The sequence below is a fragment of the Streptantibioticus silvisoli genome (assembly GCF_027947535.2).
In the GTDB taxonomy this organism is placed as follows: Bacteria; Actinomycetota; Actinomycetes; order Streptomycetales; family Streptomycetaceae; genus Streptantibioticus_C; species Streptantibioticus_C silvisoli.
This window is the reverse complement of record NZ_JAAGKO020000012.1, coordinates 132,333-151,899: the sequence shown is the minus strand read 5'-3', so window position 1 is coordinate 151,899 and position 19,567 is coordinate 132,333. Positions and strand designations below refer to the sequence as shown.

The following is a 19,567-nucleotide window of genomic DNA, read 5'->3' as shown; positions in this document are numbered from 1 at the left end:
CCGCACACGCCGACCGCGCCGGCGCCGGACCGGTTGCCGTGCGGTTCGGCAGGCGCGGATCTGCCGTGAGGCGGGCTGCCGCCGTCCTGCGGTCCGGGGCGCGGACGCGCGGGCGGACCGCGTGCGACGGCGGCCGGTGCGGGGCTTCCGTGGTCACCGGAACCGTACGCCGGCCCCCGCGGCCAGCCGTGGAACCGAGACGTGCCGCAGCCGCGCGGGGAGCGGCTGCGGCACGGTGGACCGGCTCACGCGACCGGGACCGCACCGCGGGGGGCGGTGCGGTCCCGGCGGGGTCCCGGTGCGGTCAGACGCCGGTGCGGACGACGAACTTGCCGGTGGAGGAACGGGATTCCAGCAGTTCGTGGGCCTTGGCGACCTCGTCGAGGGCGAGTTCGGTGACGGCGACGCGCACCGCGCCGGAGGCGACGGCGTGCAGGGCCCGCTCGAAGTGCTCGCGCAGCACGAGCGGGCGGGCGCCGGCGAGGCCGCCGAGGTTGTAGCCGGCGAAGCCGGTCGCGGTGAACCAGACGTGGTTGGCCGGGAATTCGGTGTCCTGCTGGGCCGCGTCGCCGAAGACGACGTGCCGGCCCAGCGGCTCCAGCAGGTCGTTGGCGGCCTTGCGGACCGGGCCGCCGACGGAGTCGAGGACGACGTCGACGCCGGTGCCGCCGGTGGCCGCGCGGACCCCGTCGGCCAGTTCGTCGTAGGTGACGACCGCGTCGTAGCCGAACGCGAGGGCGGCCTCGGCCTTCGCGGCCGTGCTCACCGCGCCGACCACCAGCGCGGCACCGGCCGCCCGGGCCAGCTGGGCGGCCGCGCTGCCGACGCCGCCGCCGGCGGCCAGCACGAGGACCTTGTCGCCCCGCGCCACCCGGCCGGCCGACTCCACCACGCCGATCGCGGTGGTGACGTTGCACGGCACGGCGGCTGCGGTCGCGGAGTCCAGGGCGGCCAGCGGCCCCTCCAGCGGGACGGTCAGGTCGGCCCGGGCGCTGACGAGTTCGGCATTGCCGCCGCCCTCCATCACCAGGGCGGCCACCCGCTGCCCGGGGACCAGGCCGGTGACGCCCTCGCCGACCGAGCGGACCGTGCCGACCGCCTCCAGGCCGGGCACGTGCGGCAGCCCCACCGGGAACTGGCCGCGGCGGAACATGACTTCGGCGAAGTTCACGCCGGCATGGGACACCTCGATGACCACCCGGCCGGCCTCGTCGGCGGGCGCCGGGACATCGGTGTCGACGGTGAGGACGTCGGGCCCGCCGAAGGCGGCGAATCGGGCTGCGCGCATGGTGACCTCGTCAATCGGGAGCCGGCCGGGCTGACCGGCCGGGCGGGATGTGCGGGATGTGCGGGAGAGCGGCGGGTCGCGGCGCGGCCCCGGCCGCCGGCCCGGGAAGGGGGGCGGCCGGCGGCCGGGCGTCGACCCGTGGGAGGCGTGGGTGCCGGCGGATCAGGACCTCGGAGGCCGGATGGTCCGCCGTACGAGCCGCACCGCCGGGCCGGGACCGCGGCGCGGTACGCGGGACGGGGGCGCGGATCACGGGACGGAGAGTGCGGTTCACGGGACGGAGAGTGCGGTTCACGGGACGGTGGTACGGCTGGCCCAACAGCGGTGCGGTTCGCCCAACGGCTGTGCGGACAAGGGGACTTCGGCGCCGGGGGGTGCGACCGACGTCAGGCAGAAGTGCGTCCCGGAGCGGCCCACCGGAGCCGGGGCCGGAGCCATGACCGGCGCCGGCCCCCAGGCCCCCGGCACGGCGGCCCCGGCGGCCCGATCCGGTGCGGTGGGATGCGTAACGGTGCGACGCCTGCGGTGCGGCAACCTCCCCGTACCGGACGCCGGCCTACCCGTACCGGACGCCGGCCTATCCGTACCGGACGCCGGCCTATCCGGGCCGTACGACGACGTACCCGGGCCGGAGCGCGACGTACTCGTGGAGCGGGAGTGATGGCCGGGGCGGGGCCGACGGGGGGCGGCCGCCGCCCCGGCGCCCGGGCCGGCCCCGGGGGTGTTCGCCGGGGGGCACGGGGGCCTGAGCCGGACGGGTTCCGCGGCCGCTCAGGCGGTACGGGTGCCGTCCGCGGCGATCGGGGACCACCACAGCGAGGAGGTGGTCAGGCCGTCGCCCAGGATGGTGCCGCGGCCCTCGACGACACGGCCGTCGCGCCAGCGCAGCAGGTGCATCGCCTCGACGTCCATGAGCAGGTACGGGGACGTCTCGCCCTCGGGCACGCCGGCCCGCCGGGCGTAGTCGCGGTTGACGTCCACCGACCAGCCGTCCTCGGCGTTCACCATGACCGTGATGTTCTCGGCCAGGTAGGAGCCGCCGGACATCTCGCCGACCGTCTTGAGGAATCCCAGGAAGCTGTCGAGCCCCTCGTACCAGCCGGCGTAGGCGTGGTTGCCGGGGATCTCGAAGCGCACGTTCTCGTCCCAGTACTGGAGCATCTTCTCGCGGTCCCCGGACCCCAGGGCGGCGAATGCCTCACCGACGCGCTCGACCGTCAGTTCGCTCATGGTGGATCGTCCTTTCCGGAACAAAGCGGTGCCCCCGGGACGGGAACGGTGTGCCGGGGGGAGTTCGGTGGGGCGGCGGGCGCCGCCCCGGCCCCCGGGCGGCGGCGCGGCGGGTGCCGCGGCGCCGCCCGGCGGGTGGTGCCGGGGAGCGGTCAGACCCGGGCGGGCTCGGTGGCGGGAGCGGCGTCGCCGGCGCTCTGCGGGGCGGGGTGCGCGGAGCGGGCGCCGACGACGGCGACCAGCACGGTGGCCGCGGCGCAGAAGATCGCCATGACCCACATCGAGGTGTGCAGGCCGCCGGTGTAGGCGTGGGTGGCGACGGAGTGGAACGCGCTGCGGGCGGACTGCGGAACCGTGGCCTGCGCGTCGGCGAGCCGGCCCTGGTTCAGCGTGTTGGCGAGCCTGCCCGGCTGGTGCCCGTAGGCGCCGGTGAAGGTGTTCAGCTGGCTGCCGAGCCGGCTGCGGGTGAAGGACACCATCAGCGCGCCGACCACCGCGATGCCGATCGCCTCACCGGTGAGGCGCATCGTGTTGAACATGCCCGCGGCCATGCCGGCCCGCGCCGGGTCGACGCTGGAGACGGCGGCGCCGTCCATCACGCCGAACGACACACCGATGCCGATGCCGATGATCGCGTACGGGCCGAGCGCCTCCCAGTTGCCGACGCCCGGGTGCAGCACGGTCAGCCAGCCGGTGCCGATCGCGGTGAAGCCGACCGAGGCGGTCACCAGGTGCCGGATCGGGATCCAGCGCATCACGTAACCGGCGATCAGCGGGAAGAAGATCGTCGGCACGGTCAGCATCAGCATGTCGACGCCGGCGTGCCGCAGCGTCGCGCCGTTGACCGAGCTGAGGTAGCTGGGCAGGTAGACCAGCAGCGGGGTGAAGGCCACCACCAGCGCCACGACCGCGACGCACAGCGACAGGAACTGCGGCTGCTTGAACAGCGACAGGTCGAACATCGGGCGTTCCTGGGCCAGTTCGACCCGGACGAACACCGTGATCAGCACCGCGAACACCGCGTACATCGCGATGTCGAAGCCGGAGGCCCAGCCGAGCTGCGAGCCCTCGATGAGCGCCGCGATCAGCGCCGCGAGCGCGCCGGAGAAGCTGATGGTGCCGGCCCAGTCCACCTTCTTGGCGTCCGGGTCCCGGGTCTCGGGCAGGAACGGCACCAGCAGCAGCACCACGGCGCCGGCGATGGCCGGCACGTAGAAGATGGACCGCCAGCCGAACGAGGTCGACAGCGAGCCGGCGATGAACGGGCCGAAGGCCATGCCGACGCCGACCGCGGTGCCGAAGACGCCGAACGCCTTGGCGCGCGCCGGGCCGTCGAAGACCTGGGCCAGCGTCGCGCTGCCCGCGGTCAGCATCGCGCCGGCGCCGATACCGGCCACCGCCCGCGCCGCGTCCAGCAGGACGATGCCGTTGGAGACCGCCGACACCAGGGTGCACAGCGCGAACACCGCGGTGCCGATCGCGAAGACCTTGCGGCGGCCGAACCGGTCGGCGAACGCGCCGCACGCCAGCATGAAGCTGGCGAACGTCAGGTCGTAGCCGTTCACGATCCACTGGCCGGACGCCAGGGTGTTGTGGAAGGAGTTGGCCACTCCCGGCATCGCCACCGAGGAGCCCGTCAGCGAGATCGGCAGCAGCAGTGACGCGAGTACGACGGTGATCAGGCTGATCGCCGGACGGCGGGTCGCATTCTGGGTGTCTTTCGTCATCATCGTCCTTGTCATTCGCCAAGAAGGCTTCGTGGGGAACCGCGGGGGGCGTCGGAGGGTGAGGAGGCGATCCCGGTCGAGGGCGAAGGAACTCCGAATGAAGAACTACGTCCGGTGAAAGGCCGCCGACGCGGCCGTCCCTCCAGTCGGGACGTCCTTTGGGAAAGCTTCTGGATCTCGTCCCCACCATGCTAGGAGCGATACCGGCCCACCGGAATTCCGCTTCGGGTCCATGGAGATGTCTCTTTGGAGGCACTGATGTCCCGTCAGAGACATCAACCGCCCTGCCCGGCACGGCGGTTGGAGGCACGCCGCCAACCCGCTGACGCCACAGGGGCGTTGAGGGCCGGACCACAACCGTGACGACCCGTCGGGACGCACCGGCCGCCGAACACCACTTCAGCACGCCGGAGGTGTCGCCGTCCGGTTCTCCCCTCGGAGGGAACACCCGGGGTGCCGATCGGAACATCCCCCGGGGGAGGGGCCGTAACACCACTTTGGGAAAAGGCGGATCGCACTTTCGGGGAAAGGCGGTACCGGCTTTCCGGCGGCCTGCCTAGCCTCGGCTGGTACGCGGTCGCAGCGGCCGCCCCGATTTCGCCCTATCAGGGGAGACGATTTTCCATGGACAATCCCGTCGTGGTGGTGGGCGCCGGTCCCATCGGTCTGGTGATCGGCTGCGAACTGCTGGGCCAGGGCGTTGCCGTGCGCATCGTCGACGCGGTGCGCGAGCATTCCGCGCACTCGCGGGCCACCAGCATCTGGCCGCGCCCGCTGGAGCTGCTGCGGCGCATCGGTGTCGCCGACCGGCTGGTCGAGGAGGGCCACCGGGTGCAGGGCGTCGCCTACTTCTCCGACCACAAGCCGCTCGCCACCGCCTGGCTGGACCGGCTGGGCGACACCCCGTACCCGTTCGCCATCGGCCTGTCGCAGCACCGCACCGAGGCGCTGCTGCTGCAACGGCTGGTGGAGCTGGGCGGCAAGGTCGAGCGCGGGGTGCGGCTGGAGTGGCTGGACGCCTCCGGGCCGCGCGCCCGGCTGCGGTTCGCCCTGGCGGACGGCGGCACCGAGGAGGTCGAGGCCCCCTGGGTGATCGGCGCCGACGGCGCGCACAGCACCGTGCGCAAGCAGCTGGGCATCGCCTTCGACGGCTCCCGGCTGCCCATCAACTTCGCCATCACCGACGCCGAACTCACCGGCGACATCGCTCCCGACCTGGTCAGCTACTGCTACACCGCCCAGGGCGGCCTGGGCCTCGCCCCGATCTCCCCCACCCGGCACCGGATCGCGGTCAGCGTTCCGCCGCAGCTGGCCGACGAGACGCCCTCCCGCGCGTTCTTCCAGCGGATCGTGGAGGAACGGGGCCCGGGCGGGGTGCGGTTGGGCGAGCTGGAGTTCAGCACCGTCTTCAAGGTGCACGTGCGCACCGCCCAGCGCTTCAGCTCCGGCCGGGCCTTCCTGGCCGGCGACGCCGCGCACCTGATGAGCCCGGCCGGCGGCCAGGGCATGAACACCGGCCTGCTCGACGCCTCCAACCTCGGCTGGAAGCTCGGCGGTGTCCTGCGCGGCACGCTCGACCCGTCCGTGCTGGACACCTACGACACCGAACGCCGCGCCGCCGTCCACGCGGTGACCCGCTCCACCTCGCTACAGACCCGCTGGGGCGCGCTGACCAAGCCGTCCCAGCTGGCCGTACGCGACGCCCTGGTGCGGGCCGCCGGGCGCACCGGGCTGCTCCAGTGGCAACTGGCGCCGAAGATCGGGCAGTTGGACGCCACCTACCGCACCGGCCGGCCGCTCGGCCGGCCCGGCGCCGCCGCCCCCGGCGACCGCCTGCCGGTGCTGCTGGGCGAGGGGGCCGCCGTCGCCGGTCCGTCGTGGGCGGCGATCTCCGGCCGCGACTACGCCGTGCTGCTCCACCCGGGCCGGGCCCGGCCGGCCGACTGGCAGCGCACCTGCGCCGCGATCCGCGCCGTGGTCGGCGCCGAGACCGAGGTCGTCGAGGCCCCCAGCCGGGTGCGCGGCCCCCTCCTGACCGCCCTCGGCCCCCGCCCCGCCGCCGCCCTCGTCCGCCCCGACGGCCACCTCCACACCCTGCTGCCCTCCCCCACCCCCGCGGCGGTCGCCATCGCCCTGACCGCCGCCCGGCACGCGGTGACCGGCTGACGGCTCCGGCCGCACCGGGACCGCCCGTTCACCGGTGGGCGGCCCCGGTGCGGGGGGAGTTGATGCCGCCGGCTCCAACGCGCCCACGGCCGGGCGGGGGTCTCGCGCGGCCGTGGGCGTGTCGGCTGGCGCCGCTCCGGTCCAACGCGCGCAGGGCCGGGCCGCGTTGGACCTTCGATGCCGCCGCGCGGTCCTGGGGCCGCGAGCGCTTCGGGCCGGGCGACGGAGCCGGACCGCTTCGGCACCCCCGCCGACCGGCGCTCCGGCACGTCGGCGTTCGGCGCGGTCGGCCCCCGCCGTCACGGCCCCAGTTGGTCACCGCCGGCCCTCACCGCGCGTGCAGCGCCCACCTGCTGCCGTCGACGAACGTCGTTCCGGGCAGCGCGATGAGTTCGGGCTTGAACAGCGGGGGCGCGTCCATCGCCGGTTCCCAGGTCGCCACCTTCTCGTCCTGCGGGACCTCGATCCGCCGGCCCTCGGTGAGGTCGGTGACCACCCTCAGCAGCAGCCGCACCCCGAGCGGGGCCAGGTGCTCGCGCCACAGGCTCTGCGCGGTCGAGCCCGGGGGGACGAACACGTGCTCCTGGGCGGCGAGCGGGCCGCCGTCCGTGCGTTCGGTGAGGTGGTAGACGCTGCCGCCCGTCACCTTGTCGCCGTCGCGGATCGTCCACCGCACGGCGTCCCGGCCGCGGTGCACCGGCAGCAGGCTGGGGTGGTAGCCGATGGTGGCGACGGCGGCCCTGGCACGCGTGCGGCGGCCGATGAAGGCGTGCGAGTGCGCGGCGACGATGAGATCCACCCCGTCCGGGACATGCGTCGCGCGCAGCTCGGCGGAGTCCGTCCACGGGATGCTCCTGGGGTACGCCCACGAGCGCAGGCGGTCCCAGGACGACGCGTCGCCGTCGTCGGAACGCCCCTGGCGCAGCCGGGGGGCGGCCACTCCCGTGATCGGGTGCCCTTCCTCCAGCAGGGCGTCCGCGACCTGCACCGCGAATGCCCCGCGTCCTGAGATGTAGATGTTCACTCGTGCTCCCGGCGGTCGCTGGACGGGTGTGGGTTCAGTTCGGGTAGCAGCGCTCCACCGGGCAGCGGACCGGCCGGCGGCGGTCCCGGCGGTGATCCCGGCGGCAGTCCCGGCGCCGGGCACCGGTGCGCTCCCGCCCGGTCCGGGCGGCGCCCCCGCCACCGTCGGAGGGGTCGCCTCTCATCGGTCGGCCTCCTTCAGCCCGCGCGGGTCGGGCAGCAACCGCACCGGCAGCGCGGAGAACCCGGTCAGGAAGTTGGACCGGATGGGCAGCGCCTCGCCGGTGCGCTCGACTCCGGTGGTGAAGTCCCGCAGCGCCATGAGGAGTTCGGCGATCTCCACCTTGGCCAGGTAGGAGCCGACGCAGAAGTGCGGGCCGTAGCCGAAGGCCATGTGCCGGTTGGGGGTGCGGCCGAGGTCGAACTCGGCGGGCCGGTCGAAGACCCGCTCGTCGCGGTTGCCGGAGGCGTGCCACAGCGTGACGATCTCGCCGGGCCGCAGCCGTACGCCGTGCAGTTCGGTCTCGCGCACGACGCTGCGCCCGAAGTGCATGGTGGGTGACGCCCAGCGCAGCACCTCGTCCACGGCGGTGTCGATCGCGACCTCGCCGTCCTTGAGCCGCCGGTACTGCCCGGGCCGGGCGGCGAGCGTGTGGACGCTGTCGATCATCGTCAGCCGGCTGGTCTCGTCGCCGCCGATGATCAGGCTGTAGCAGTTGAGGACGACGTCCTCGTCGGACAGCGGCACGCCGTCGATGGAACTGCCGACCAGCATGCTGATCACGTCGTCGCCCGGCGCCTCGCGGCGCTCCTCGACCAGGTCCATGAAGTACATCAGGATCTCGTTGCGGGCCATCTCCGAGTCCAGTTCGTCGACGTCCTCGTCGTCGGTGGACAGTGCGGCCCTGGTCTGGGCGAGCAGGTAGTCGCGGTCCTGCTCGGGCACGCCGAGCAGGTTGGAGATCGTGGTCATCGGTATCCGGCTGGCGATCTCCTCGGCGAAGTCGCAGCCGCCGGCCCCGACCGCCTCGCGGACCAGCTGCCGGGTGTTGGCCCGCACCGCCGCCGCGACCTCGCTGAGCACTCTGGGTGACAGCACCCGCTGGAGGATCTTGCGCAGCTCGTGGTGCCGGTACCCGTCGGTGACGGCCAGCATCCGGCCGGCGCCGGCGTCACCGCCGCCCAGCAGCGTGACGAGCACGTTGCCGCGCTCGGACGTGAAGTTCACGTCGTCGCGGTAGACGGCCATGATGTCGTCGTGGCGGGAGAGCGCCCAGAACCCCCGGCGGCCGTCGACCGGCGGGTTCCAGTGCACCGGGGCGGTGTCGCGCAAGGTGCGCCAGAACGCGCCGAGTTCGTGGTCGGCGAACGTGTCGGGGTCGCCCAGGTCCACGGTGCCGAGTGCCGGTGTGCTCACGGTCACCAGTCCTTGCGCCAGAACCGGCGCGGCTGGAACGGGTAGGTGGGCAGCGGCACGCGGTGGCTGGCCTCCCCCGCGTGCAGGGAGGCGAAGTCCGCCCGCTGCCCGTTCACCCAGGCGGCGGCCAGCTCGAACAGCGCCTGCGCGTCCGTGCCGGACGGCACGATCCCCTCGCCGTTGCGGCGGAAGGCGTCCGCGTCCGTGCGCGGCGCGCTGCCGGTGGCGGCGGTCAGGCCGCGCGGGGCGTCGGCGGACAGCGCCTCGATCAGCTCCGCACGGCTGCGGACCACGGCCGCCCAGCGCCGCGGCATCACCTTGCGGCCCAGGTTGAGGCTGAAGCAGATGTCGTCCAGGCGCAGGCCGGGGTCGGCCGCCAGCCGGTCCTTCAGCTTGGCGCGCTGCCGGGCCAGCGCGGCGTCGTCCAGCGCGGACAAGGTGGCCAGCCGCGGCCGGCCGGCGGCCTCCGGGGCGCGCCCGGCGAGGGCCGGCGGCTCCTCCAGCACCAGGTGTGCGTTGAAGCCGCCGCCGCCGATCGAGGTGATGCCGGCGCGGCGGATGCCGGCCTCCGGCTCCCAGGCGGCCAGTTCCCGCTGCGGTACGAACGCGGTGGTGGGGAAGTCGATCTCCTGGTTGACCTCCGTCAGGTTGATCGTCGGCACCAGCGTCTTGTGGTAGAGGGACATCGCGGACTTCATCGCGCCGAAGCCGCCGGAGACCACCCCGCCGTGGCCGACGTTGCCCTTGATGGCGCCGATCGAGCAGGTGCCGGTCTGCTTGCCGAACGCCAGGCTGACCGCGTGCACTTCGAGCTCGTCGGTGATCGGCAGCCCGAAGCCGTTGGCCTCGTACAGCGACACGGTGTCCGGGTCGACGCCGCCGACCTGCATGGCGTTGGCGATGCACGCGCCCAGCCGTTCGGGCTGCGCCATGCCGTAGGCCACCGCGCTGACCCCGTTGTTGTTGATGGCGGTCCCCTTGACCACGGCGTAGACGTGGTCGCGGTCGGCCACCGCCTCCGCCAGCGGCTTGAGCAGCACCGTGACGACACCGCTGGACAGCGAGGTGCCGGTGCCGTTGGCGTCGAACGGGCGGCAGTGGCCGTCCTTGGACAGGATGCGGCCCTCCTCCCACAGGTGGCCGCGCGGGTGCGGCAGCCGGACCATCACGCCGCCGGCGATCGCCATGTCGGTCTGGCCGAGCAGCAGCGACTGGCAGGCCAGGTGCACCGCGTAGTGGAAGCCGGCGCAGGCGGTGGCGATGGTGACGGCCTCACCGGTCAGCCCCAGGTAGTACAGCGCGTTGGACGTCATGGTGTCCGGCGACCAGGCCAGGCTGCGCTCGATCGCCTCGGGGCCGACGGAGACCCGGTCCGGCGGGGAGCTGTAGAGCGCGGCGGTCTGTGGGTTGTTGGCGCCGTAGATGCCCACCTCGCCGGTGATCCGGTCCGGGTCGTAGCCGCCGTCCTCCAGCGCCTCCCATGCGCTTTCGATGAACAGCCGGTTCTCCGGGGTCGTCGCGGCCGCCATCCGGTCGCCGATGCCGAACACCGACGGGTCGAACTCGTCGTAGCCGTCCAGCACCCCGCAGGCCCGCACGTAGAACGGGTTGTGGATCAAGGTGTCGTCGGCCTCGATCTCGTCCTTCTCCAGGAACGACACCGACTCCCTGCCGTGCACGAGGTTGTCCCAGAACTGTTCCTTGGTGCGGGCGCCGGGCGCCCGGCACGACATGCCGATGACGGCCACGTCGCCCGGGTCGTACTCCTGCTCAGGGCTGTCGGACATGGAAGGCTCCTGCCTCGGGTGGGGACGGTGGTGGCTCAGGTGCCGCTGGGGGTGGCACGGCCGCGCAGCACGGCGCGGCGGGCGGTGGCGCGGCGACGGGCCGACTGGACCACCTCGGAGGTCTCACCGCTGTCGTCGTCGAGCCAGCGGCCGAGGGAGAAGATGTCGCGGAAGCTGAACAGGTCGGGCACCCGCACGCGGCGGTCGAACCGCCGGGTCATCAGCCGGGCCAGCCGCACGAGCAGCAGCGAGTCGCCGCCGAGGTCGTAGAAGGCGGCCCTGACGTCGATGCCCGCCGGGTCGAGGGAGAGCAGCTCGCCCCAGATCTGCGACAGCGCCACCTCGGTCGGCGTGCCGGCGGCCGTCACCGGCCCGCCGGTCGTGGCGGCGGGCGGCTCGGGCAGCGCGGCACGGTCGAGCTTGCCGCCCGGTGTCAGCGGAAGCGCGTCGAGGAACACGACCGTGGCGGGCACCATGTAGTCGGGCAGTTCGGCGGCGAGCCTGCCGGTGATGGCGCTCTGGAGCGCGGCGTCCAGCCGGACGCCGTCGCCGGTCCCGCCCGCGGGCACGACGTAGCCGACCAGCCGGGCACCGTGTACCACGGCCGCGGCCTCGCGCACCTCGGGGCAGCCGGTCAACCGGGCCTCGATCTCCCCCAGTTCGATGCGGTAGCCGCGCATCTTGACCTGGTGGTCGGTGCGGCCGACGAACGCCAGCTCACCGTCGTCGGTCAGCCTGACGACGTCACCGGTGCGGTACATGCGTTCGCCGGGCAGGAACGGGTCCGGCACGAACCGTTCCGCGGTGGTGAGCGGCCGGTCGACGTAGCCGTGGGCGAGGCCGACGCCGCCGAGGTACAGCTCACCGGGCACGCCGGCCGGCACCCGCTGGAGGTTCTCGTCGAGCACGTGGACCCGGGCGCAGGCCGACGGGGTGCCGACGGTGGGCTCGTCGGTCCCGTCGCGCGGCACCAGCTTGAACGCGCAGAAGACGGTTCCCTCGGTGGGGCCGTAGGCGTTGAAGACCCGGTCGGCGCCGGTCTCCCGGTACGCCCGGTCCACCAGCTTGCGCCGCAGGGGCTCGCCGCCGAACACCACCGAGCGCAGGTTCGGCGGCAGGCCGCCGGCGTCGAGCAGGCTGTTCATCACCGACGGGACGACGTTGAGGTGGGTGATCCGCTCGACGTACCGGCTCTCCGGCAGGTGCACGGCGCTTTCCACCAGGACGACGGCGCCGCCGCGGCTCAGCGCGCCGAAGATCTCCATCACGGACATGTCGAAGCAGACCGAGCTGGCCGCGGAGACGCCGCTCAGGTCGCAGTCGGCGAGAATCCGGTCCAGCTCGGACAGCATGGCCACGCAGCCGCTGTGCCGGACGGCCACGCCCTTGGGCCGGCCGGTGGATCCCGAGGTGTAGATCACGTACGCGGTGTCGCCGGGCACGACCGGCACCGGCCGCTCGCCGGGTTCGGTCACCACGGTCGCGCCCAGCACGACGACGGTGGGTCCGGCCGGGCACGCGGCCCGGGACGCCGGCGTGGTCAGCAGCAGGCGGGTCCCGCTGTCGCGGACCATGAAGTCCAGTCGGTCGGCCGGGTACTTCGGGTCCAGCGGCACGTAGCAGGAGCCGGCGCGCAGCACGGCCAGGATGCCGACGAGCAGGTCGGGCGTGCGCTCGACGCAGACGCCGACCGGCACGCCGGGTCCGGCGCCGTCGGCGGCGAGCCGTTCGGCCAGCACGCGGGAGCGCTCGTCGAGGTCGCGGTAGGTCAGGACGCCGGCGTCGCTGTAGAGCGCGGTGGCGCCGGGGTTCTTGGCCGCCTGTTCGAGGAACTCGGCGTGCAGGGTCCCGGTCACCGGTGCGTCCCCTCGGGACGGCCGCCGGCGGTGATGTCGTCGAGTACCAGGTCGGGGTGGGCGATCGAGTCGAAGAGCACAGCGCGGTAGAGCGTGAGCAGTGCCGTCACGGTCTCCCTCTCCAGGTAGCTGGGTTTGTACTGGACGTGGCCGACCACCTCGCCGCCGATGTCGGCCATCGAGATCTCCAGGTCGAACTTGGCGAGGTGCCTGCGCACCGGCAGCGGTTCGAGCGGCAGGGCGCTGTCGGGCGCGATGGTGTCGCCGATGCCGTGGAAGAGCTTCACGGACCGGGGGAACGCCTCCGAGGACAGCCAGTTCACCACCACGTCGAACCACGGGGAACGGCCCTCGGCCCTGGGCGGTTTCAGGGTGGACGCCAGCAGGTCGAGGGGGTAGTTCATGTGCTCCAGCAGGCCGAGCGCGAAGGCGTGGACCTCGCTCAGCAGGTCCCGGAAGCTGCGGTCGCCGGCGGGTTTCGCCCGTACCAGCACCGTGTTCAGGTAGTAGCCGATGGCGGATTCCCAACCGGGCTCGGCGCGTTGGGCGATGGCGGTGGCCAGTACGGAGTCCCGCACGCCGGCCGCGCGGTTGAGGGTGGCGAAGAAGCCGGCCAGCACGACGGTGCTCACCGAGACCCCCTCGCGCACCGCGAACTCCCGCAGCCGGCGGGACTCTTCCGCGCTCCAGCGGAACGTCAGGTCGCGGCCCTCGTAGGTGACGCCGGGCGGTCGCCGCCGGGTGGACAGGTCGACGTGGGCGGGCGGGTCGGCCAGTCGCTGCGACCACCACTCCAGGGCCGCGTCGGCGGCCGGTCCGGCCAGCCACCGCCGCTCCCACTCGACGAACTCCGTGTAGGACGCGGCCGGTTCACCGCCGGCCGGGTCGGACCCCTGGTAGAACTGCTGGAGTTCGCGGATCATCACGTCGGCCGACGCCGCGTCCGAGGCGATGTGGTGCACCAGCACCAGCAGGTAGTGGTCGGCCGGTCCGCGCGTCATCAGCACCACGCGCACCAAGGGCCCGTTGTCCAGGTCCAGCGGCAGGTGCCCGTAGGCGGCGAGTTCCTCGCGGGCCTGCTCGTCGTCCAGCTCGGTGCTGTCCACGACGAGGAACTCGTACACCGGCTCGTCCAGGATGACCTGGCGCGGGCTGCCGCCGGCCTCGACGAAGAGCGTGCGCAGCGCGGGGTGCCGCTCGATCACGGCCCGCACGGCGCCGTCGAGCGCCCGTTCGTCGACCGCGGTACGGATCCGGGCGGCCACCATGAAGTTGTAGGGCACCGCGTCCGGATCGACCTGCTGCATGAACCACAGCGAGCCCTGGCCGTGCGAGGCCGGCGCCAGTGCGAAACCGGGATCGTCGGCCCGCAGCTGGTCGAGCGCCGGTGCGCCGGTGGGCTCCAGCAACCCGCGCGCGGCCAGCTCGTCCACCAGCTCCTCGGCGTCCAGTTCGGACAGGTCGTCGAGGAACGCCGGGGCGGGCGCGGGCTTCGGCGCCGGCGCAGGTTCGGTCAACGCCTGCGGCTGGAGGGGTGGTTGGAGCTGCGGTTGCGGCGTGCGGGGCTGCTGCGGCAGCGCGGCCGGTGGCGGTTCGGCCGCCGTGGGCGCGGCCGGCCGGCCGATGGTCTCGACGATGTGGCCGACCAGCTCGGGGATGGTCCGGCCGTCGAGGAACACCACCGGTGAGACCCGCTGCCCGAACAGCGACTGCAACCTGTTGACCAGCCGGATCGCCAGCATCGAGTCGAGGCCGAACTCCCGCAGGCTGGCGCCCTCGTGGAACCTGGCCGCCGGCACGCCCACCGCGTCGGAGATCTCCCCCAGGACGATCTGCTCCACCGACCTGCTCTCCCCGGCGGCGACCCCGGCCGCGTTCCCGGTCCCGCTCGTGTTCCCGGTCCCGTTCGCGCTTTCGGCCGGGGTCGCGGCCGTTGCCCCGGCGACCGGGGCCGGCGCCGCGTGGACGCGCGGCTCGGTGTCCAGCCAGTAGCGCTCCTTCTGCCACTGCACAAGCGGGGTCCGCACGACCTCGACGTCGTCGGCGAACAACGGGTCGAAGGTCAGCGGAATGCCCCTGACGTACAACGACGCGGCGGCTCCCAGCAGGCAGCGGACGTCGCTTTCGTCGCGCCGCAGGGAGTTGATCGCGTGCACCCGGGCCCCCCGGGTCAGCGCGATCTCCTCGACCGCGCCGCGCAGCGTCTCGTGCGGGCCGATCTCGACGAAGGTCGCGATTCCGTCGTCGACCAGCGCGCCGATCGTCTCGGCGAACCGGACCTGGTTGCGCAGGTTGTGCGCCCAGTAGTCGACGTCGGCGACCGGGTTCACCGTGTCGGCGAGTGCCGTGGAGTGGAAGGCGGTGGTGCCGGTCAACGGGGTGATGCCGTCGATGAGTTCGCGCAGCGGCTGGATCAGCGGGTCCATGCCGGGGCTGTGCACCGGCCGTTCGACCCGGATGTTCCTGGTGGAGATCCCGGCCCGCCGCAGGTCGGCCTCCAGGGCGCGGACGGCGTCGGGCGAGCCGGAGACCGCCGCGCTGGTGGGGCTGTTCACCACGGCGACGGCCGCGTGGTCGGCGTACCGGGCGACCCACGGCAACAGCTCCTGCTCCGGCAGGTCGACCGAGATCATGGCGCCGGGGGCCGCCGCGCGTTCGAGCAGGTACGAGCGGGCGACCACCACGCGGGCGGCGTCGTCCAGCGAGAGCAGGCCGGCGACGCACGCGGCGGCGACCTCGCCCAGGCTGTGCCCGACGACGGCGGCCGGTTCGACGCCGAGTCCGGCCCAGGCCTTCGCCAGCGAGACCTGGAGGGCGAACAGCACGGGCTGCTGGAAGTCCATCTCCTCGAACCGGGCCCGGTCGGCCGGGGCGGCGAGCTGTTCGAGCACCGAGCAGCCGCCGGCCGCGCGCACCGCGGCGTCGCAGGCGTGCATCCAGGCGCGGAAGCCGGCGTGCGAGCGCAGGAGTTCCCGGCCCATGCCGACCCACTGCGTTCCGCCGCCGGAGAACACCAGCGCCACCCGCCGGTCGCTGTTGCCGGCGACCGTGCCCGTGACGACGTCGGGGTGCGGCTGACCGGCGGCGGCGCGGGCGAGCCCGTCCAGGACCTGCTGGCGGTTGCCGGCGAACAGCGCCACGCGGTGGTTGTGCGGGGTGCGCCTGGTGGCGAGCGTGTAGGCGAGGTCGCTGATCCGCAGGTTGGCGTCCCGTTCGACCTGGTTGGACAGCTCACGGCACAGGTCGGCCAGCGCCTGCGCCGAGTGCGCCGTGACGGGTACCAGGTGCACCGCTTCGTCCACCGCGACGCCGCCCGGGCTCGGCGCGACGTGCCGTCCCCGGTCCCCCGCCAGGAGCGGTGCGGCCGTCACGGGGTGCCCCGCGGCGTACAGCGCGCCGAGCGAGCCCAGCAGGGTCCACGCCTCGTCGGCGCCGCGCCGCAGCGAGGGCAGGGTGGTCGCCGTCAGGAGCTCCGACACCGACTTGAGCAGCACCGGATGCGGACTGATCTCGATCACCGCGTCGACGTCGTGGCCGCGCAGCGTCGTCAGGGCCTCGACCACCCGGATCTCCCGGCGCAGGTTGTCCGCCCAGTAGTCCGCCCCGAGTTCGGCGCCGTCGACCGGTTCGCCGGTGACGGTCGAGATCATCGGGATGCGGGTGGTGCGCGGTTCGAGGCCGGCGAGTTCGACCTTCAGCGGGGCGAGGACGTGGTCGACCAGCGGCGAGTGCGGCGCGTGGCCCATCCGCACCCGGTGGCTCGTGACACCGTCCTCGGTCAGCCGCCGCACCAGTGCGTCGATCTCCTGCGGGGTGCCGGTGACCAGGGTGGAGGCCGGGCCGTTGAAGCCGGAAACCGTCAACTGGCCGCTCAGGTACGGCCGGACGGCGTCGGCGCCGGTGGTGGCCACGATGCCGTCGCCGCGGCCGACAGCCAACTGCTGGAGGAGGCGGCCGTGGCCGGCGGCCAGGCGGGAGGCGTCGTCGAAGTCGAGCGCGCCGGCGATGTGGGAGGCGGCGAACTCACCGACGCTCTGTCCCACGACGACGTCCGGCTCCACCCCCAGCGAGCGCCAGGCGTCGGCCAGCGAGACCTGGAGGGAGAACAGCAGGGGCTGGAAGACGTCCATGTCGTCGATGCGGCCGTCGGCCGCCAGCAGCTGGTCGACGAGCGAGAAGCCCAGCAGGTCCCGCATCCGCCGGTCGCAGCGCATCATGGACCGCCGGAACACCGGCATGCCGGCGAGCAGTTGGCGGCCCATGCCCACCCACTGCGACCCGTTGCCGGAGAACAGGAACGCCACCCGCGGCCGGCGTCCGGCCTTCTCCCCCACGCTCAACCCGGCGGCCGGTGTGCCGGCGGCGAAGGCGTCCAGCTGCGCGCGCAGTTCGGTCATGTCGCGCGCGGCGGCCGCGAGCCGGAACGCGCCGTCGCCAGGGGGGCGCCCGCAGACCGCCCGCAGGTCGTTGCCGTCCCGCAGCGCCGCGGCCCGCTCGGCCAGCGCCTCCCGGGAGTCGGCGGCCAGCAGCAGCAACGCGCCCTCGGGACGCGGCAGTTCCTCGACGGCGACGTGGCAGATCGCGCCGCCGAAGCCGAACGAGCTGACGCCCGCCCGGCGCGCGTCGGACCGCCGCGGCCACGCCGTCAACCGGTCCTGGACGGTGAGGTTGTACTCGTCGAACAGGATCTGCGGGTTCGGACTGAGGTAGTGCAGGCTCGGCGGCAGTACGCCGTTGCGGATGGACAGGGCGAGTTTGACCAGGCCGACGATGCCGGCCGCCGCCTCCAGGTGCCCGACGTTGGACTTGACCGAGCCGAGTCGCAGCGCCTCTCCCCGGTTGCCGCCCAGGACCGCGCCGATGGCGTTGACCTCGATGGGGTCGCCGAGCGGCGTCGCGGAGCCGTGGCACTCGACGTAGTCCACCAGCGACGGCTTGATGCCGGCCCGCCGGTAGGCGTTGCGGAGCATCAGCTCCTGCGCCTGCGGGTTCGGCGCGGTCATGCCGTTGCTCAGACCGTCGTTGTTGGCCGAGCTGCCCTTGATCACGCAGTACACCGGCAGTTCGCGCTCCAGCGCCACGCTCAACGGCGCCAGCACGACGACCCCGGCGCCCTCACCGCGGACGTAGCCGTCGGCGCGGGCGTCGAAGGTCTTGCAGCGGCCGTCCGGGGCGAGCGCGCCCATCGCCTCCATGGCGGCGTAGTAGTCGGAGACGAAGCTCAGGTTCACGCCCCCGGCCAGCACCAGTTCGCTCTCGCCCATCCAGATCGACTGGCAGCCCAGGTGCACCGAGACCAGCGATCCGGCGCAGGCGGCGTCGATCGCCATGCTCGGCCCTTGCAGGCCGAGGACGTAGGAGACCCGGTTGGCGATGATGCCGTCGTGCATGCCGGTCGCGGTGTGCGGGGTGATCCGGCTGTCGGGACCGCGATAGTGCGCCAGCGCCGCGTAGTCGCCCCAGCAGGACGCCATGAACACGCCGGTCTCGGTGCCGACCAGGCTGAGCGGCGCGACCCCCGCGTCCTCCAGCGCCTCCCAGCACAGCTCCAGCACCAGGCGTTGCTGCGGGTCCATCTGGACGGCTTCGCGCGGTGAGATGCCGAAGAACAGCGGATCGAACTGGTCGATGCCGTCGATGAACCCGCCCCAGCGCGCCCTGCCGTTCAGCATCTCGCGCCGCGCGGCCGGCACCGGTCCGACGGCGTCGCCGCCCTCCACCAGCAGCTGCCAGAACGCGGACGGGTCCGGTCCGCCGGGGAACCGGCAGCCGATGCCCACGATCGCGACGGGCTCGTGGGACGCCACCCGGCGGTCGTCGGCGGGGGCGGCCTGCGCGGCACGCGGACCGTCGACCAGCGCGCGGGACAGCTCGTCGACGGTCGGGTACTGCCACATCCAGGTGACCGGGACTTTCCAGCCGAGGAATTCGGACAACTCGGCGGCGAGCGTCGCGGACTTCAGCGAGTCCAGGCCGTACCGGTGCATCGGCGCCCAGCGATCCACCGAATCCTTGGCCACGTCCAGCACCTCGGCAACGCGAGAAAGCAGAAACTCCGTCACGGCGTGCAAATCCCGTGCCGCGCGCTCTTGGGGCATTTCGGCTCCTCAGCGGAACAGATGGAATGGACTGGTGGAACCTGCGGCCGACCGGCGAGGGCTCAGCAATCCGTCAACGATGCGACAGCAGTGCGGTGGACGTGCGTGCGGCGTACGTGCGACGAGGTGCGGGTGGCGCGTATGCGGCGAGATGCGTACGGCATACATACGGCGAGGTGCGGGTGGCGCGCTTGCGGCAATTTTGGTGCCCGTTTGGTGCACGCGGCCGGCGTCGGCGGTTCTCGACCGGGGCGGGCGGTGCCCGAATGCGGCCGCGGAGATGTCGGAGGGCACGAAGGATCGGCTCCGCCGTGCCGGGTTCCGCCGGAGCCGACGGAAAGGGGCGTACGGGATCGGTGTACCCGGCATCAACGTTCGGGCGAGCGGAAATCATCGGACCGCGCAACGCGGTTTTCGCGCGACGCCGTGCTACGTGGTGGCGTAGCTCGCCCTGGCCGCGTCTCCACCCCGGAAGGACCTACTGATCACCGGTCCGGCCCAGGTGGGAGGCGCTACCCGCGGTGTCGCGTTGGCACGTTGGCACGTTGGCACGTTGGCACGTTGGCACAAGGATCGTTGACAGAGGGATCGTTGGCACGTGAATCGTTGGCACGTGGGTCGTCGTGGTTCGGCGATGGAAGGGTCGCGGGTCTCCCGGAACCGCGCCGGCGTCATCGAACGAGGGCGGTCAATACGCGCCGGCCGGGCAATCCCTCGGACCGTTCCGCAGGTGGCACCAGCGGCTCGCGAGGTTCTTGCCCACAGAGCGCGGGGAATCCACGCCCTGGGTCAGCAGTGCGGATATTCGGCGGTCTCCGGAATCGGAGTGGGCCCACGAAATGCCGTTACCCCGGTCCGCACCTGGATGCCGAGGAGAATCGCCGCGTTGGTCGTTTCAACCGATGACGATCTTGGGAATTGATCCGTATGACGCTGGACAGGCTGTCTCACAGCGGACATGAAAGCAGGGCTGCC

Annotated in this window: 9 protein-coding genes; 1 reads left to right on the top strand and 8 read right to left on the bottom strand. The window is 73.1% G+C overall.

The genetic code is table 11. The annotated features are described in order from the left end of the window. Positions 1–304 precede the first annotated feature (304 nt). The 3 genes from POF43_RS11405 to POF43_RS11395 form a co-directional block, all read right to left on the bottom strand. Positions 305–1,288, bottom strand: a complete 984-nt coding sequence (locus POF43_RS11405) for a quinone oxidoreductase family protein (protein WP_271325154.1) — start codon at positions 1,286–1,288, stop codon at positions 305–307. 771 nt (positions 1,289–2,059) lie between these two features. Further along, positions 2,060–2,518, bottom strand: a complete 459-nt coding sequence (locus tag POF43_RS11400; protein ID WP_271325246.1) for a nuclear transport factor 2 family protein — start codon at positions 2,516–2,518, stop codon at positions 2,060–2,062. A gap of 152 nt (positions 2,519–2,670) precedes the next feature. Beyond that, complete coding sequence (locus POF43_RS11395) at positions 2,671–4,248, bottom strand: MFS transporter (protein WP_271317396.1); 1,578 nt, start codon at positions 4,246–4,248, stop codon at positions 2,671–2,673. Between the two features lie 621 nt (positions 4,249–4,869). On the opposite strand from POF43_RS11395, the gene POF43_RS11390 reads away from it, so the two are divergent. Next, positions 4,870–6,411: an FAD-dependent monooxygenase gene (locus tag POF43_RS11390; protein ID WP_282704536.1), complete on the top strand. Its 1,542-nt coding sequence runs from the start codon at positions 4,870–4,872 to the stop codon at positions 6,409–6,411. Between the two features lie 328 nt (positions 6,412–6,739). Here POF43_RS11390 and POF43_RS11385 read toward each other — a convergent pair whose 3' ends face one another. The 5 genes from POF43_RS11385 to POF43_RS11365 form a co-directional block, all read right to left on the bottom strand. Then, positions 6,740–7,435, bottom strand: coding sequence for a formyltransferase family protein (locus POF43_RS11385; protein ID WP_271322801.1), 696 nt, complete (start codon positions 7,433–7,435; stop codon positions 6,740–6,742). A gap of 180 nt (positions 7,436–7,615) precedes the next feature. Beyond that, complete coding sequence (locus tag POF43_RS11380) at positions 7,616–8,857, bottom strand: cytochrome P450 (RefSeq protein WP_271312374.1); 1,242 nt, start codon at positions 8,855–8,857, stop codon at positions 7,616–7,618. Then, complete coding sequence (locus tag POF43_RS11375; RefSeq protein WP_271322800.1) at positions 8,854–10,638, bottom strand: beta-ketoacyl synthase N-terminal-like domain-containing protein; 1,785 nt, start codon at positions 10,636–10,638, stop codon at positions 8,854–8,856. The genes POF43_RS11380 and POF43_RS11375 overlap by 4 nt, the downstream gene beginning before the upstream one ends. A gap of 35 nt (positions 10,639–10,673) precedes the next feature. After that, complete coding sequence (locus POF43_RS11370; RefSeq protein WP_271322799.1) at positions 10,674–12,494, bottom strand: non-ribosomal peptide synthetase; 1,821 nt, start codon at positions 12,492–12,494, stop codon at positions 10,674–10,676. After that, positions 12,491–18,514: an acyltransferase domain-containing protein gene (locus POF43_RS11365; protein ID WP_372515963.1), complete on the bottom strand. Its 6,024-nt coding sequence runs from the start codon at positions 18,512–18,514 to the stop codon at positions 12,491–12,493. Before POF43_RS11365 ends, POF43_RS11370 begins: the two co-directional genes overlap by 4 nt. Positions 18,515–19,567 lie beyond the last annotated feature (1,053 nt).

Excerpts from the sequence above, each read along its gene's own strand:
- POF43_RS11405 (WP_271325154.1), bottom strand. The coding sequence starts at position 1,288 with ATGCGCGCAGCCCGATTCGCCGCCTTCGGCGGGCCCGACGTCCTCACC.
- POF43_RS11400 (WP_271325246.1), bottom strand. The coding sequence starts at position 2,518 with ATGAGCGAACTGACGGTCGAGCGCGTCGGTGAGGCATTCGCCGCCCTG.
- POF43_RS11395 (WP_271317396.1), bottom strand. The coding sequence starts at position 4,248 with ATGATGACGAAAGACACCCAGAATGCGACCCGCCGTCCGGCGATCAGC.
- POF43_RS11390 (WP_282704536.1), top strand. The coding sequence starts at position 4,870 with ATGGACAATCCCGTCGTGGTGGTGGGCGCCGGTCCCATCGGTCTGGTG.
- POF43_RS11375 (WP_271322800.1), bottom strand. The coding sequence starts at position 10,638 with ATGTCCGACAGCCCTGAGCAGGAGTACGACCCGGGCGACGTGGCCGTC.